The sequence below is a fragment of the Paenibacillus sp. FSL H7-0714 genome (assembly GCF_038003765.1).
Classification (GTDB): domain Bacteria; phylum Bacillota; class Bacilli; order Paenibacillales; family Paenibacillaceae; genus Paenibacillus_AQ.
On record NZ_JBBOPT010000001.1, the window covers coordinates 2,547,564 to 2,562,468 of the forward strand.

The 14,905-nt window shown below is 42.5% G+C and carries 14 protein-coding genes; 7 read left to right on the forward strand and 7 right to left on the reverse strand.

What is annotated here, in order from left to right:
• Window positions 1–66: 66 nt before the first annotated feature.
• Window positions 67–504 (reverse strand): MarR family transcriptional regulator, encoded by a 438-nt coding sequence (locus NST34_RS10985; RefSeq protein ID WP_076283391.1) that lies wholly within the window; start codon window positions 502–504, stop codon window positions 67–69.
• Between the two features lie 260 nt (window positions 505–764).
• Here NST34_RS10985 and uvrA point away from each other — a divergent pair, with 260 nt between their 5' ends.
• Together uvrA and NST34_RS10995 are read left to right on the forward strand one after the other, a co-directional pair.
• Window positions 765–3,278: an excinuclease ABC subunit UvrA gene (gene uvrA, locus NST34_RS10990; RefSeq protein WP_341129531.1), complete on the forward strand. Its 2,514-nt coding sequence runs from the start codon at window positions 765–767 to the stop codon at window positions 3,276–3,278.
• Window positions 3,279–3,558: 280 nt separating this feature from the next.
• A complete protein-coding gene (locus tag NST34_RS10995) occupies window positions 3,559–4,089 on the forward strand; it encodes an HAD family hydrolase (protein WP_076283074.1) in 531 nt (176 codons plus the stop codon).
• Between the two features lie 135 nt (window positions 4,090–4,224).
• Here NST34_RS10995 and NST34_RS11000 read toward each other — a convergent pair whose 3' ends face one another.
• From NST34_RS11000 to NST34_RS11010, 3 genes are all read right to left on the reverse strand, one after another.
• Window positions 4,225–4,794, reverse strand: a complete 570-nt coding sequence (locus NST34_RS11000; protein WP_341127771.1) for a YdeI/OmpD-associated family protein — start codon at window positions 4,792–4,794, stop codon at window positions 4,225–4,227.
• Window positions 4,795–4,797: 3 nt separating this feature from the next.
• Window positions 4,798–5,313, reverse strand: a complete 516-nt coding sequence (locus tag NST34_RS11005) for a DinB family protein (protein ID WP_341127772.1) — start codon at window positions 5,311–5,313, stop codon at window positions 4,798–4,800.
• Between the two features lie 79 nt (window positions 5,314–5,392).
• Window positions 5,393–6,304 carry a helix-turn-helix transcriptional regulator gene (locus tag NST34_RS11010; RefSeq protein WP_339270400.1) on the reverse strand — a complete coding sequence of 304 codons (912 nt, stop codon included), beginning with the start codon at window positions 6,302–6,304 and terminating at the stop codon, window positions 5,393–5,395.
• Window positions 6,305–6,517: 213 nt separating this feature from the next.
• Here NST34_RS11010 and NST34_RS11015 point away from each other — a divergent pair, with 213 nt between their 5' ends.
• The 4 genes from NST34_RS11015 to NST34_RS11030 are packed head-to-tail and all read left to right on the forward strand — an operon-like array spanning window position 6,518 to window position 9,432.
• Window positions 6,518–7,144 carry a TetR/AcrR family transcriptional regulator gene (locus NST34_RS11015; protein ID WP_339802619.1) on the forward strand — a complete coding sequence of 209 codons (627 nt, stop codon included), beginning with the start codon at window positions 6,518–6,520 and terminating at the stop codon, window positions 7,142–7,144.
• Window position 7,145: 1 nt separating this feature from the next.
• Window positions 7,146–8,000: an ABC transporter ATP-binding protein gene (locus NST34_RS11020; RefSeq protein WP_042187029.1), complete on the forward strand. Its 855-nt coding sequence runs from the start codon at window positions 7,146–7,148 to the stop codon at window positions 7,998–8,000.
• The gene (locus tag NST34_RS11025) at window positions 7,997–8,710 is read left to right on the forward strand and encodes a fluoroquinolone export ABC transporter permease subunit (RefSeq protein ID WP_076283068.1); all 714 of its coding nucleotides are present in this window, start codon (window positions 7,997–7,999) and stop codon (window positions 8,708–8,710) included. The genes NST34_RS11020 and NST34_RS11025 overlap by 4 nt, the downstream gene beginning before the upstream one ends.
• Window positions 8,707–9,432: a hypothetical protein gene (locus NST34_RS11030; RefSeq protein WP_341127773.1), complete on the forward strand. Its 726-nt coding sequence runs from the start codon at window positions 8,707–8,709 to the stop codon at window positions 9,430–9,432. Before NST34_RS11025 ends, NST34_RS11030 begins: the two co-directional genes overlap by 4 nt.
• Here NST34_RS11030 and NST34_RS11035 read toward each other — a convergent pair whose 3' ends face one another.
• From NST34_RS11035 to NST34_RS11045, 3 genes are all read right to left on the reverse strand, one after another.
• Window positions 9,433–11,175 (reverse strand): AraC family transcriptional regulator, encoded by a 1,743-nt coding sequence (locus NST34_RS11035; RefSeq protein ID WP_341127774.1) that lies wholly within the window; start codon window positions 11,173–11,175, stop codon window positions 9,433–9,435.
• Between the two features lie 53 nt (window positions 11,176–11,228).
• Complete coding sequence (locus NST34_RS11040; protein WP_341127775.1) at window positions 11,229–12,254, reverse strand: ABC transporter substrate-binding protein; 1,026 nt, start codon at window positions 12,252–12,254, stop codon at window positions 11,229–11,231.
• A 207-nt stretch (window positions 12,255–12,461) separates the two neighbouring features.
• Window positions 12,462–13,922 (reverse strand): alpha-L-fucosidase, encoded by a 1,461-nt coding sequence (locus NST34_RS11045; RefSeq protein WP_341127776.1) that lies wholly within the window; start codon window positions 13,920–13,922, stop codon window positions 12,462–12,464.
• Between the two features lie 122 nt (window positions 13,923–14,044).
• On the opposite strand from NST34_RS11045, the gene NST34_RS11050 reads away from it, so the two are divergent.
• Window positions 14,045–14,875 carry an AraC family transcriptional regulator gene (locus NST34_RS11050; RefSeq protein ID WP_341127777.1) on the forward strand — a complete coding sequence of 277 codons (831 nt, stop codon included), beginning with the start codon at window positions 14,045–14,047 and terminating at the stop codon, window positions 14,873–14,875.
• Window positions 14,876–14,905: the final 30 nt, after the last annotated feature.

Sequence of the window (14,905 nt, forward strand, 5' to 3'; positions counted from 1 at the left end):
AACAACAAACCCCGCTTTATGCATGTTATATGCAATAAGCGGGGTTTGTTGTTTTTAGCATTTGAGTCAAGAAGAAGACTTACTACGCGTTGGGGAACTGATATGATCAATCTGCTCGTCTAGAACGGTGCTGGCTTTGCCTAAAAATTGTGAAATGAGGGCCAGTTCTTCATCCGTATAGGAAGCAGCCAATTTAACCATAGCGGTATGAAGTGGCATGTACGTGTCAATGACATCTTCTTTATTTTCATACAACGGGACAATAATTACTTTACGGCGATCATTAGGGTCATTTTGTCTGCGAACGTATCCGTTTTTTTCGAGACGATCTATTAATGCAGTAACGCTACCTGTGGCAAGTCCAGTTAGTTTGGACAGCTCTCCAGCGGTAATGGGGCCTTTTTCACGCAGGATATCCACAGACAAAAAATCATTATTGTATAACCCAAGAGAGGCGGCTACGTTTTGCTGGTATACCACCGTTCGGGTTCCCAGACCACGCATGAGTAAGGTAAATTGTTCTTGCTCTGGTGTAGGTTGTGCTTGTTCATGGCTTGACAAAGGATAACGCCCCTTTTAAAATCTTTATATCTCGTTAATCAAGATATTTGATTATGAAGTTATTTTAAAATGTGTTATTTTACAAATACATTCTATCGAATTAAGCATACTTTTGCAAAAAAAGTAGTATGACAGCATTCGTAAATGGTTATGGATAAGAGATATATCTAGGTGTGATTGCTTTAATTGAGAGGGGAATCATGGTGAAAGAAGCTATTGTTATTAAAGGTGCACGAGAGAACAATCTGAAGAATGTCTCGCTCACGATTCCTAAGTATAAGCTTGTTGTTCTGACGGGACCTTCGGGATCAGGAAAATCGACGTTAGCTATGGATACACTTCAGCGGGAATGCCAAAGACAGTATTTAGATTCCATGGGCATGACTTCAGATACGATCAGTAAACCAAAGGTCGAGTCCATTGTTGGACTGTCTCCATCCATTAGCGTTGGACAGCATGTTACGAATCGTAATCCACGCTCGACAGTAGGGACTGTAACTGACATCTATACCTTTGTCAGGTTTATTTTTTCTAGATTAGGGGAGCGGATTTGCCCTTCTTGCAATGGTAGCATACCACCTTCTTTTGAAGCGAGGGGGCTACTAATAGAAGAAGACGAGGAAATGGAAGGTCAGTCGATGGGCTGTCCGCATTGCGGAGCTGAGCTTGAGAAACTTGGCATGTCACATTTTTCCTTCAATAAGCCGGAAGGGGCTTGTGAAGCTTGTGGTGGACTTGGGTCTGTGGCGACTATAAATGAAGCAGCGGTATTTAATCCAGAGCTTAGCATGAAAGAGGGGGGAGTAGCTTCTCTGAATGGCGTTCATCGGGATATACAGATGCGGATATTAGTAGCGGCGGGAAAACATTTCGGATTTGTGTTTGACCCGGATCAACCGTTGAAGGATTACGGTGAGATTCAGCGTGATTTGCTCTACTACGGTGTGGAGAGTGAAGCTTTTAAACGCCATTTCCCTAATATTAAGCCAATCCAAGGGACGAAGTTTGAAGGTGTTATACCCGGTTTGTGGCGGCGGTATAAGAAGAAGGAAGGGGAGGCTGGTACGCAGGAGAAAGATGGCGGATTTTTTCATGAGCAGCAATGCCCGGAATGCCTAGGAGCTCGCCTGAAAAAAGAAGTTCGTCTAGTTCGAGTAGCTGACGCATCGATCATAGATGTATCCGACTGGTCGCTTAGTGAGGTATATGAGTGGACGAAAGGACTGGAGGCGGCACTGCCTGCCGAAGGTCTACATCTACTTGAACCGATCCTTCATGATATGCCTACTAGACTAAAGCGGATTATCGATGTTGGCCTAGGTTATCTTTCCATGAACCGGCAGACAGTCTCTTTATCTGGCGGGGAAGCACAGCGCCTGCGTCTAGCATCACTGCTGGGTTCAGGGTTGACCGGTGTGTTATACATTCTGGATGAACCGACGACGGGACTACATCCTCGGGATACAGTTGGCCTTATTCGTGTGCTTCAGGAGCTGCGTGATCTTGGGAATACTGTGCTCGTTATTGAACATGATATTGAGATGATGCGTGCTGCGGATCATATTATTGATATGGGTCCAGGTGCTGGATTGCATGGTGGAATCGTTGTTGGTGAAGGTAGTTTAGAAGATTTGATGGCAAGCGAGCTTTCGGTTACAGGAGCTTATCTCAGAGAAGAGCGTCTCGAAGTTCCCACACGTATTCGCCGAAAAGGGAACGGAAAGCAGATCACTATCCGGCAGGCACAGTACCGGAATATTGATATTCAAGAAGTCTCCATTCCACTTGGTTGTCTTGTATCTGTAACAGGGGTTTCGGGTTCGGGTAAGTCCACGCTTATATTTGATATCCTTGCGCAAGGAAGCTCTAATGGTCATGAACAAACAGGCTGTAAGGAGATTACGGGTTTAGGTGAAGTCGGGAGCATTGTGATCTTTGACCAATCACCCATGGGTAGAATGCAGCGTTCTAATGTAGCGACCTATACCGATGTATTTACACATCTGCGTCAGTTATTTGCGGCTTTGCCAGAGGCGAAGAAAAGAAAACTGACCTCCAAGCATTTCTCTTTTAACACACCGGGGGGACGGTGCGAAACCTGTCAGGGACTTGGTGTATTGTCCGTAGACATGAACTTTCTGCCTGATCTAGAAGTAAAGTGTCACGCCTGCAAAGGAAGACGGTTTACGGATGAGGTCTTACAGGTGAAGTATGATGGCTTCTCTATCTCAGATCTGTTGGACATGTCTATACAGGAAAGCTTGCCGATTCTTAAGTCGGAGGCCAAAATGGCCGGTATTATTGAGACGTTGTGTGAGGTGGGTCTTGGATACCTTAAATGGGGACAATCTGTCAAAACCTTATCAGGCGGCGAGGGACAGCGGATCAGGCTGGCCAAAGAGCTGAGCAAGCCATCTAAAAATCATACGCTCTATTTGCTGGATGAACCAACGACAGGTCTACATCCGTCAGACATCAAGCAACTTCATACCTTATTGAGCAAATTGGTAGATACGGGAAATACGGTTGTTGTTGTGGAGCACAGCTTAGAACTGATTCGGGAGTCTGACTGGGTGATCGACATTGGCCCTGAAGGGGGCACAGTTGGAGGTAAGCTTGTAGCTGAAGGCACACCGGAGCAGGTCGCTGAAGTACAGGAATCTTATACAGGGATGTTCTTGAAACGGATTCTGGCTGAGGGCTTTAATCCACTTTAAATCAGATATCCATTTGGAAAAAAGAGAGTGCCCCGAAGCCATAGAATTCATGGCTTCGGGGCAATTCTTTGTGTGTTCCGGCGTATTCACCAACCCTAGCATTGAGCGGCAGAAGACGAAGCATCTAAACCTCCAAGAAAAATGAATTGAATTTATTGCTGTCGTCATAGTAACATTAGGTTAAGCGCTTAACTTATGTGAAGGGAGGATGCAATGACTACAATCCATCTCTCTATCATTGCAACTCACCCATTAAATAAAGAGGACGGTTATTGAGAACATGGACGAGAAAAGGTTAATTATCTTTTTTGACAGCGGAGATACCATTGTTGATGAATCGACTGAAATTAGGGATGAAGAAGGAATCGTACGGAGTGCGGATCTGATTCCGGGAGCAGATATCACGATTCAAACCTTGCATGAGAGAGGATACACGCTTGCTCTGGTTGCAGACGGTGATGCGCAATCCTTCAAAAATGTATTTAAGCAGCATGGACTAAACGATTATTTCAGCGCCATGATTATTTCCGAGAATATCAAAGCAGTCAAGCCAAGCCCGCGCATGTTCAAGGCAGCTATTGGTGCGCTTGATTTGTCTGAAGCGGATTTCTCCCGTACCGTTATGATTGGCAACAATCTTAGCCGTGACATGAAAGGGGCCAATGCGCTAGGCATCACCAGCATTTTTCAGAGCTGGACGCCCCGTTATTCCCATGAGCCGGCAGATGAGTCTGAGCGTCCGACGTATACAGTTAGTGAGCCGCTGCAATTGCTAGAGTTGATTGAGAGGCTGAACGCTGAGCTCAAGTAAGCTGGTGGTCGTTCATTATGCTATTTTTTCATATTTAAATACAAAAAGAGAAACCCAAGGTCATGAGAATGACTGGGTTTCTCATCTTTTTAATCAATCTGCAAGAGTTACAAAGCAATCTAATGATCTAGCAGCTTAATAATCTAGAAGGCGTCCATGATCATGCCATTGACCATACATTTTATTTTCTTTAGTGTTTGTTATAAATTTATCTAATTTACTCTTAAATAATTCTGGTTGATGTTTATTACTTTGTATCGTGTCGATCCTGACTCTTTTATAAAGAGCGGGAAAGGCTAAGAAATTCTCATATATCTGCTGTTCCTCTTTTAGCCTTTGTTCTATAACCCTATCGACTTTAAAAGAAGCGAGATTCATATCGGGAAGTACCTTTCTTCCTTCGTCACTCATTAACCCCAGTTTATCGAGGCGGCGGACACGTTCTTTATTTAATTCTGTCCAAGAGCTTCGTTTGCTTCTGGGAGACAGTCGCTGCGCCAGCTCCGTTTCAGAAACTTTCTTTTTCACTCCATCGATCCATCCAAAGCACAAACATTCCTCAACCACATCCAAATATAGCAATGTTTCTGGGTTTGGCGTCATACTTACGAGTACCCAACAAGATTTTTCAGTCTTACAATTTTCCTGAAGCCAAGCTCTTAAATGTTCTCTCGATTTCACTGTAATTAGATTTTCAATCTGCATAAATTAAATAGCTTCCGCAGGCATCTGATACCAAAAAAGGGAATAGTCATTCATGGTGGAAGCGTGTCCTAACTGGCGTAACATAGTTGATATATTACCTCTATGATAAGTCCCGTGATTGGCGGCATGCAGCACAATTTCTGATAGGCGTGTTTGCCGGATTCCAGCGAATGGGTTATCAAGTAGAATAGTCTGCTCCAAATCGGGTTGGTTTTGTATCCATTCTTTGTATTGTTCAGATAGCTGGGCAAAAAGATTAGCGTATTCATCAACCGAATCTAGAATGCTCATATTTAGCGGGATGCTTTTTTGAAAAGCCTCAGGCATACCAGTGCCTGTTAAAACCAGATACCACATCGTATCCACCGCATAGATATGGCTAAGGGCATGAGCGATGGTGGGAAAAGAGCTATTCACTTCTTGATTTAGCACAGAGGGAGAGAGTTCCTTGATTCTTCCCAAGATCGTTTGGTTCGCCCAAATGTGGTAATTAAACATTTCTACTGGATGATTGGTCATTGTATGATCTCCTTTTGAGTTGTGATAGATTATTTTGTAGCTGTTGTTAATATAAAAGAAGAAGTATGACAGCAGACTGTCATACTTCTTCATAAAGATTTAGGGTATTTTGCAGCTGCTTTTTTAAGATACCTCGCAGTGCAAGAGGTTCGAGGACTTCAGCGCCGCTGCCGAAACTTAGTAGAATTGACCATAGCCAGCGGGCTTCCAATGGTTTATACACAGGAATTCGCATCGTCATGCTCTCATCGGTATGAAATTCCTTATCTACCTGGTGAAATTGATCCAGCGCTTCTGCCAAAGCCTCAGGTCCCACCCGGATCACGACTTCCTCAACCTGATCGGCCCTGTTTGAACAACCGGCCTCTATGGGTACCTCATGTTGGGAATGAAAGGTATTCTGTGTCAGAAGCAAATTCATCATCCGGGATAGCCGGAACTCTCGATAATCCTGTCGTTCCTGGCAATAACCATAGATATACCAGTTGCTATATTTAAAATGAAGCTTTACTGGTTCCATATTACGGGTTGTGCGTTCGTTTTTTACATTGATGTAATCAAAACGGACAATATTTCGTTCCGTAATAGCCGTACGTAAAAGAGAAAGTGCATCGGGATCCATACGACGAGTTTCAAAATCCACCGCTAGACTAGAAGTCTGTTGTTCTGTTCCAATCGTTTGCAGCCGTTCAATGGTTCCTTGCGCTTGTTCGTCTTCAAACACGGAAGAGAGACTGTTCAGCACGGTAATCAAAGAAGTGACATCATAAGAACGGAGCAGGCTTTTATCCATTTTATATCCGTCCATGATGCCATATCCGCCTTTAGTTCCCTGATACGATACGACCGGGATGCCTGCGGCACAAATGACATCGATATCCCTATAGATAGTTCTCTGGGAAACCTGAAACTCTTCAGCCAGCTTGGAGGCAGATAAAACTTCGTGGTTCAACAGCTTGTAGATCATAGAAATCAAACGTTCCAATTTCATTTTTGTATTCCCACCCATTAGTCCATTTCGTGTTACTGCATGATTATAGCATAGATTTTTCAAGCTAATTTGGGGGAGGATTTTGGTGGTGTTGCACAGGAAAGTACTAATTGTACCTCACAGAGAAAAAAGATTGACAAAATATGGTTGGTGGGTTAACTTGTGAATATAAAATAAAATTATTCATAAAACCATAAAAGCGAGTTGAGATGTATGCCTAAGAAATTCACAGAACAAGAAAGAGAATGGATTAAACATAAATTGTTGACAGAAGGTCGCCGCTGTTTTGAAGTACATGGCATTAAAAAAACTAGTGTTGAAGAATTAACAAAAGCTGCCGGGATTGCGCAAGGTTCGTTTTACATGTTCTTTGGATCGAAAGAGGAATTGTTCTATCACATATTGCTTGAAGAGGAACAACGAATTCGTAGTACAATGTTCGATTCATTTAGCGTAGGCGTGCCTGTAAATAAGGAAGAAATCAGATTATTTTTACTGAAATCTTTCCGCATGATGGAAGAGAGTCCGATCGTCCGCCAGATGTTCGTAAGAAGCGAAATGGAGCAGCTATTAAGAAAGTTACCTAATGAGTTGTTGGAACAAAATTTTACAGAGGATAAAGACTTTTTTATTCCTTTCATTCAATCATGGCAAGCCGAAGGTATCATGGTTGGGATTGACCCGGAATTAATCGTAAGCATGATTCGCTCTGTAGTCCTTCTGTCTTTGCATAAGGAAGAGATCGGTGATGAACGCTATCAGGCAACTATAGAGCTTTTGATAGGGGTTCTGGCTGAGGGGATGACTTCTTTGAAAGATAATATGACTGGGGGAGTATGAAATGATCGAAGTGAAGGAGCTTCATTTTACCTACCCAAAAATAAAAGAGCCAACCCTTAGTGGACTTAACTTTTCCATACCTCAAGGAGAAGTGTTTGGTTTTCTCGGTCCTTCGGGAGCGGGTAAAAGCACAACACAAAAAATACTAATTGGAGTCTTAAAAAATTATCTCGGCAGCGTTAACGTAATGGGCAAGGAAATAAGAAATACCGGACCGGAGTATTTTGAGCGAATAGGGGTAGCTTTTGAGTTTCCAAATTTCTATTCGAAGTTTACTGCGCTGGAAAATTTGCAGCTATTTCGCTCTCTGTATTCAGGGAGAACAGCGGAACCGAGGTTTCTCCTGGAGCAAGTAAATCTCACTGAAGCTGCAAATTTGAAGGTCTCCCAGTTATCGAAGGGGATGAAGATGCGGCTGAATTTCTGTAGAGCACTCTTAAATAACCCACAAATTCTATTTCTGGATGAACCCACTTCCGGGCTCGACCCTGTTAATGCGAAACGAATGAAGGATTTAATCCTGGAAAAAAAGGCAAATGGGACAACTGTAATTATTACAACACATAATATGCAAGCCGCGGAGGAGCTCTGCGACAGGGTCGCTTTTATTGTAGACGGTCAGATTAAGTTGATTGATTCTCCTCGGGAGCTTAAGCTTCTAAATGGAAAAAAACGAGTGCGGCTAGAATACCGCCATCATAATGAAGTTAGAAATGAGGAATTCTCACTTGATGATATAGGGGAGAACGAATATTTCTTAAAGCTTGTTCGTGAACATCCAATAGAAACCATTCATTCGCAGGAGGCGTCTTTGGAACAAATATTTATTGACGTAACTGGGAGGCAGTTAACATGAGATTCAGATCTGCGTTTGCCTTTGACATCCGGTTTCAATGGCGGCATGGGTTTTATTGGATCTACGTCATTATCTGTGCGTTTTATTTGGTATTGCTGCATCTTATTCCTGATCATTATCGAGAACAAACGATGTTGTTATTGACCTTTAGCGATCCGAGTGCTTTGGGGCTTATTCTCGCAGGGGGGATTGTGCTGCTGGAAAGAGACCAGGGCATCCATGATCCTTTATTTGTTACTCCGATTCGTGTTAGGGAATATTTGCTTTCAAAAGCAGGCTCATTATCTGTACTCTCCCTGTTAGCCGCTTGGGTTATTCATGTAATAGCAAGCGGGATTCCGCAATCCCCGTTTGGCTTTTCTACTGGAATCATTCTAACGTCAAGCTTTATGACGCTATTGTCGATTGGAGTTGTGGCTCGTTGCCAGACAATTAATGGTTTCATTCTACTATCACAAGTATTCGCATTGCCTTTTATACTTCCATTGCTTGGTTATTTTAAGGTGTGGAACTCCAAACTTTTTTTATGGCTTCCTACGGAAGGAACACTTCGCTTGTTGAGTTCGGGAACCTCGGCTATGTCATTTGGCAATTACATCTACTCCATATCGATATTACTGCTATGGAATGTTGTGATATACGTATGGGCAAAAATGTCCTTCGAAAATCATGTAATGATGCGCATAGGTAAGGGAGGAGCAAGAAAATGAAGAAGTATCGTATGCTTTTTATAAGCGATATCCGGCATACTGGTTTGGACCCAGTGCTCATGGTCGGCATCTTTGCTCCTTTAGCACTTCTAGTCGTCTCAAGATTTGGATTTCCAATGATAGCCGATTGGCTTACGAACGGTTATGCTTTCGATTTATATAAATATAGTAGCTTTGCTGCGATTTTCTTAGTCATGACCTTTCCCATGCTAACCGGTATGATGACAGGTCTTTTAATGCTTGATGAAAGAGATGAGAATGTCATCTCTTATTACGCGGTTACACCATTAATGCGCAGAGGGTACATGGTGTATCGTCTAGTTCTTCCATCTCTTCTCTGTACATTTCTTTCATCGCTATTTTTTATAGTCTCCGGCTTATCTAGCTTCCAATTAGAGCATATATACATCCTTATACTACTAGCATTTGAAGCCCCTTGTTTTGCATTATTCCTAGCTTCTTTCGCTGCAAATAAGGTAGAAGGATTAGCTTTATCAAAGATCGGTGGTCTGTTTATAGTAGGACCAATCGTAGCTTATTTTGTTCCATCACCATGGCAATTTATCGGGGCGTGGATTCCTACCTATTGGCCTGCTAAGTTATTTTTTGTTATAGAAGCTTCTAGTGGTTTTATTGTGCTTGCATACTTTATGGTGGGACTTCTATTTCACTTGAGTCTTCTGAGCATCATGATCAGGATTTTTATTAAAAGAGCTGATTGATTAACCTCCTCCAAGCAGCTTAGGCAACAGGGTTAGAAGCTTTTCACGTGTTAAAGCATCTCCATAGTTCCATTTGCTTCCGTCAAGCAGATAAGCTTGCCCCTTACGTACAGCGGGTATATTCTTCCATAGTGAGCTGTCTAGTAGTTTCTCCATAGCAACTCGCGAGTCTTGACGTTCCGGAATAAGCATAAAGATATGATCTCCGGCGTAGAAAGGCAGCCTTGCTGGATCGACCTCTGCAAATCCTAACTCTCCATCGAGAATCGCTTTGATCTCATCTGTGGGCTGTAAACCGTTAGGGGCATAGAGAGCAGTAGACAAACCGGACATTCCCATAGCATATAGATGATTTCCATGGTCATAAATCAATGCAGAAGCTGTTTCTCCAGGTCGAAGAGTATTCATATAAAGCTGCTGCCACATGGCAGCATTTTTTGCTGCGAATGAATCCAGCCATACTTCTGCTTCGTGCTGCTTCCCCAACCAGCTTCCAAGTGTCCGCATACGGTGTTCAAGTGGAGCAAATGAATCAAAGGTAAGTGTCGGGGCGATGTCGACGACTGCTCGATAGGCCTTATCATCTGAATTAGCTATAATAATTAGGTCAGGATTTAATGAAGCGGTAAGCTTCGGATCCAGAGGAAAGCCAACGTTAGAGAGCTTTTTAAGTCGATGTTTATAGACTCTGTTCCATGCAAAGACTTCATCTCCTCCGATAGGCTTTATACCTAATGCGAGCAGATCGCCAAGCGTCTCACCATGGTAGACAATGCGCTTTGGACGCTCCGGAATATTCACCTCATGGCCAGTCCAGTCTTTCACAGTAAGCTTCCGACCTTGCTGATGCGCATATTGTCCGGGTGTAATTCCAGTCTTTTGACGAAACCGGCGACTAAAATAATATTCATCGGAGAAGCCAACCAGACGAGCAATCTCACGCAGCGGTTCAGCGGATTCCAGAAGGAAACGCTTCGAATGGTTAATGCGCAGTTCGGTCAGGTAATCGAGCGGTCTTTTTCCGGTAAGCTTTTGAAAGATTGGAGTATATTGCCACAATGTTATCCCTGCGAGCTCTGCCAGTTGCTTCACGGTGATACTCTCCGTATAGTGATCTTGCATATATTGGATGGTCTTTTCCACGGAATCCGCGGGACTTGGCACCTGCTCGGAAGGATAATTATGCTCAAAGAGTAAGAGCAGCAATTCTTGGAATTTTAATTGGCGCTTAAAAAAATGCACATCATCGGCATTTTTTTTGCTCATAAGCAGATCTTCAGCAAGGCGGATTACCCTAGTGAACGGGTGGACAATTAGCTCCTGCCTACCTGGAAGGAGTTCCTCTGAATAATATTCGGGAAACTCGGCGTTATTAATTGCTGTAAAAGTGATGAGATAATAATAAAGAGTCGTCTCTTGATTGTCCGTGCTATAGGAAGTTCCAGGAGATAGGAGATAACATGTATCTGTAGTCAGTGTTATGGTTTGATCGCTAAGGATCAGCTGTCCACTTCCGCCAGTGAATATTAGAAGTCTATAAAAGTGAGTTGTAAGAGTCTTAGCGCAAGAGCCTGCCGGTTGAATATTTAGTTCCGCATCAGTCAGCTGAAACAGCAACGAGCGGAGCGGTGCAGCGACGGGTAATGTTTGCAGCAAGAGGAAGCCTCCGTTCATTTGGTGAGAATCATTATCAATTAATTCATTGTATATAAAATAAAGAAGCATATCAACAGCTGTTGACATGCTTCTTGCAGTTTTCTATCAGCTAAGTGCCAAACGCTTCATGAAGGTGAAAATTATTTCATATTCAAAAGCTGTGGGAGTTCACCGAGCAGCCATTCTCTTGTTGTTGCATCACTTGAAGTCTTCATAATATCTTGTGTATAGACATATCCGTTCTTGACGGCAGGGAGACCTTTCCAGATCGGACTCTTTAATAGCGTAGCTGTGGATTGCTTGGCTTCATCGGCCACAGGAGTTAGAATGAAAATCCGATCTCCGGCATATTCTTTAAGCACTTCCATGGATACTTCCTGAAATCCCATGCCTTCATCGAGAACCTTCTGAATCGCTGGGGTTGGCTTGAAGCCATTCTCTCCATAAAGGACTTGCGAAAGTCCGGTCGTCGCCATAACAAATAGTCTGTCACCAGGATAATAAGTAAAGACCGTAGCTGTTTCTCCTTCTTTTATGCCCGCTGCCTTTAATTGTTCCCACATGGCATCTTCACTCGTTTTATACTTAGCCAGCCATGCCTCTGCTTCGGTCGTTTTCCCAAGAATTCCACCAATATCAAGCATCCGTTCATTTAGTGGGGCAAAGGTATCAAATATTATCGTGGGTGCGATTTTGGACAGCTGCTCGAAATCAGCTTCATCAGTTCCTGCATAGATAATCAAATCAGGCTGAAGTTCCAGCGTCTTTTCCAGATTGATAGGGAACCCTACATCTTCGACACCTTGTAGCTGATCTTCAAAAACCTGACCCTCACCCATGGAAAGTGGATATCCTACCGCTTGCACACCAAGTGCGAGTAGATCACCATAGGTTTCTCCTGAATAAATCACGCGCTTCGGGTTAACAGGTATTTCTACGGTATGGCCTATGTAATCCGTGTAGGAGCGAGTAGTTGCCGCAGTTTCATTAGTGCCCTTGTCGGATGTTTCTGGAGAAGGTACAGTGGTAGCTGAAGTATTATTTCCGGCTGCGTTCGACGCATTGTTCTTGGCTGGTTGTTCTCCTGAGTTTCCGCAGGCGAGTAGTAATGTGGTCATCAGAAAGAGTACACATAATACGGCGAACGGTTGTCTTACCTTATTCATATAATATTGCCTCCCTAAAATATGTAGCGATCACCAATAATGATAATCATTCTCGACGAAAACTATCATAAATTAAAGTCTCCTTTTACTCAATGGACAAAACACATTAAGGCTATTTGATTTGTACAAGCCTATTGTTCTGACGTGGCTCAAAAAAGTCCTAATGTAGAGTAACTACATTAGGACTGCTGAGAAAACTTTTTTATCTTAATCTAACTCAATCCGTAAAACAACCGGAGCCTCACTGTGGACAGTGGACGTATAAATGGTTAATGCCTCATCTGTTCTTTCCCAAGTAGGCCGTTCATCAAATCCTAAGATATGGATATCTTTTATTATCCCATGGAAGTGGGTGGACTTTTCTTTAAGAGATTGGATATGAACGATCCCATTCTCTGGATATACAAGAACGGTTGCATAAAGACAACTTCCTTTAACTGTAAAACGGATATCTTCACTAGTGAAAATCTTTGTGGTTCCATCCGTAAACTGACCTTCGATGATCTTAGTAGGGCCTTCACCGAAGGTGCGCCAGTAGGTCGTATCATAGATCGCTTCACCATTTACTTTTAGCCAATCACCAATGGTAAGAAGAATCTCCCGATCCTGAGCGGGGATGCTTCCGTCTGCCTTAGGTCCTATATTGAGCAGGAGATTGCCGTTTTTACTTACGATATCTACTAAATCTCTGATGATCTCCATGGCAGACTTATAATCATTATCCGCTGTATAACACCATGAATTTTTGGCTACAGCTGTATCCGTCTGCCAGAAATAAGGCTTAAGCTCGGAGAAAAGTCCTCTTTCAATATCTGGTACAGCTGAGCCGAACATAAATGCATCATGCTTATAATTGATTGCAACCGGAGTCCCCCATTCATCTCCCTTATTGTAATAATAAGCGGCGAACTTTTTGAGATAGGGTTTGAAGGCAGCTGTATGAATCCACCAATCAAAGTAAAAGACCTTCGGCTGATAATTGTCCACCAGCTCACAGCAGCGAATTAACCAATCCTCCAGAAATTCTTGATTCGGCGGAGAGCCGAATAAATCTTGATGATCGGGCTCGGGCATAGATGGCCAATAGAAATCTCCGCATACAAGCGGTTCTTGAATATCGGAATCAAATTCCTTTCCATGTGATAGGAAGAACCAGTGCTCTGCTCTATGGGAAGACACACAAAACTCTAACTCTTGCTGCTCGAAAGCAGTCTTCATTTCACGTATGAAATCCCGTTTAGGGCCCATCTCATATGTGTTATAATGGGAATATTCGCTTTTATACATTTGAAAGCCGTCATGATGCTCTGCTACAGGCATCACGTATTTGGCACCAGATAATTTGAAGAGATTAGCCCATTCCTCAGCGTTGAACTGCTCAGTCTTGAACAAGGGGATGAAATCTTTATAGCCAAAATCTTTATGTTCACCATAAGTAGCAATGTGATGCTCATATTCGTTTGATCCCTGTATATACATGTTTCGGGAATACCATTCACTAGCGAAGGCCGGAATCGAATAAAGACCCCAATGAATGAAAATGCCAAACTTGGCTTTCTCATACCACGTCGGTACTTGAAATTGACTTAGTGAATCCCAATCGTCTTTGAATCTTCCATTTGAAATGGTATCGTCGATCACTTTTAAATACTTGCTTTTATCCATCATGTTGTGCTCATCCTTTCAAAGGCTTATTTCTTACCTTCATTGTAGTGATTAGATGTAGGAAACAAAATGTAGGACATTAACTTTTAGATGTACAAAACTAACTTGATAAGGCGGAGTAAGGGATGGATAACCATGTTTTGCTTACAAATTATTTATCCAATTTGAAGGTTGATTTATTTATGGCTGATTACAATCTTTGTGGGCGTGACTGGAGAGATCTCGACTATACACCTGATTATAGTAAATTTTATTTTATTTGCGCGGGGGAGGGTTGGTTAAAGATCGGAGATCAGGAATATTATCCGAAGCCTGGTCAGCTTTTTTTAATGCCTGAGGGAGCTAAGCAATCTTATTCTTGCATAAGTGATCAACCCTTTGAGAAGTATTGGTGCCATTTCAGTGCAAAAGTCGGAGATATAAATCTATTCAATATGTTAGAGTTAAATCACTCATGTAGAGAAGTAGATCCTCATGTAATCCAAGAGATATTCAGCAGCCTAACGAGTCATATGAAATCTGATAAGGTGTATGCTCATTTGTTAGCCAAAAGTAAGTTAATGGAGTTATTTTCTTATTTTATTATGAACATAGATGTAGACGAAATCACCTTTAAGAATCCAAGCTCGATCGAAAAATTAATGAAAATATTAACTTACATAGACGCTCATATCGAGCGTAATATCACCATACATGAGCTTGCAGAGATTGCGTACATGCATCCCAACTATTTTATCCGGCTATTTAAACAGCAAATCGGAGTTCCACCCATTCAGTATATAACCAGAAAAAAGATAACTAAGGCCAAGGAGCTATTGAGGAGCACGCAACGTTCTGTCGGTGAGATTGCCCATGATCTCGGTTTTAGTGATCTTTATTATTTCTCCAAACAGTTCAAAAAAAATGTTGGACTGAGTCCTTCGGAATTCAGACAAGGAACAGTAGTGCTGAAATAAATAGAACAAGGCCGTCTTGTTTGGTAGAAA

Coding starts and splice junctions, on each gene's coding strand:
- NST34_RS10995 (WP_076283074.1), top strand. CDS start 3,559: ATGGACGAGAAAAGGTTAATTATCTTTTTTGACAGCGGAGATACCATT.
- NST34_RS11050 (WP_341127777.1), top strand. CDS start 14,045: ATGGATAACCATGTTTTGCTTACAAATTATTTATCCAATTTGAAGGTT.
- NST34_RS11030 (WP_341127773.1), top strand. CDS start 8,707: ATGAAGAAGTATCGTATGCTTTTTATAAGCGATATCCGGCATACTGGT.
- NST34_RS11020 (WP_042187029.1), top strand. CDS start 7,146: ATGATCGAAGTGAAGGAGCTTCATTTTACCTACCCAAAAATAAAAGAG.
- NST34_RS11035 (WP_341127774.1), bottom strand. CDS start 11,175: ATGTCAACAGCTGTTGATATGCTTCTTTATTTTATATACAATGAATTA.
- NST34_RS10985 (WP_076283391.1), bottom strand. CDS start 504: ATGCGTGGTCTGGGAACCCGAACGGTGGTATACCAGCAAAACGTAGCC.
- NST34_RS11000 (WP_341127771.1), bottom strand. CDS start 4,794: ATGCAGATTGAAAATCTAATTACAGTGAAATCGAGAGAACATTTAAGA.
- NST34_RS11025 (WP_076283068.1), top strand. CDS start 7,997: ATGAGATTCAGATCTGCGTTTGCCTTTGACATCCGGTTTCAATGGCGG.
- NST34_RS11045 (WP_341127776.1), bottom strand. CDS start 13,922: ATGATGGATAAAAGCAAGTATTTAAAAGTGATCGACGATACCATTTCA.
- NST34_RS11040 (WP_341127775.1), bottom strand. CDS start 12,254: ATGAATAAGGTAAGACAACCGTTCGCCGTATTATGTGTACTCTTTCTG.
- NST34_RS11010 (WP_339270400.1), bottom strand. CDS start 6,304: ATGAAATTGGAACGTTTGATTTCTATGATCTACAAGCTGTTGAACCAC.
- NST34_RS11015 (WP_339802619.1), top strand. CDS start 6,518: ATGCCTAAGAAATTCACAGAACAAGAAAGAGAATGGATTAAACATAAA.
- NST34_RS11005 (WP_341127772.1), bottom strand. CDS start 5,313: ATGACCAATCATCCAGTAGAAATGTTTAATTACCACATTTGGGCGAAC.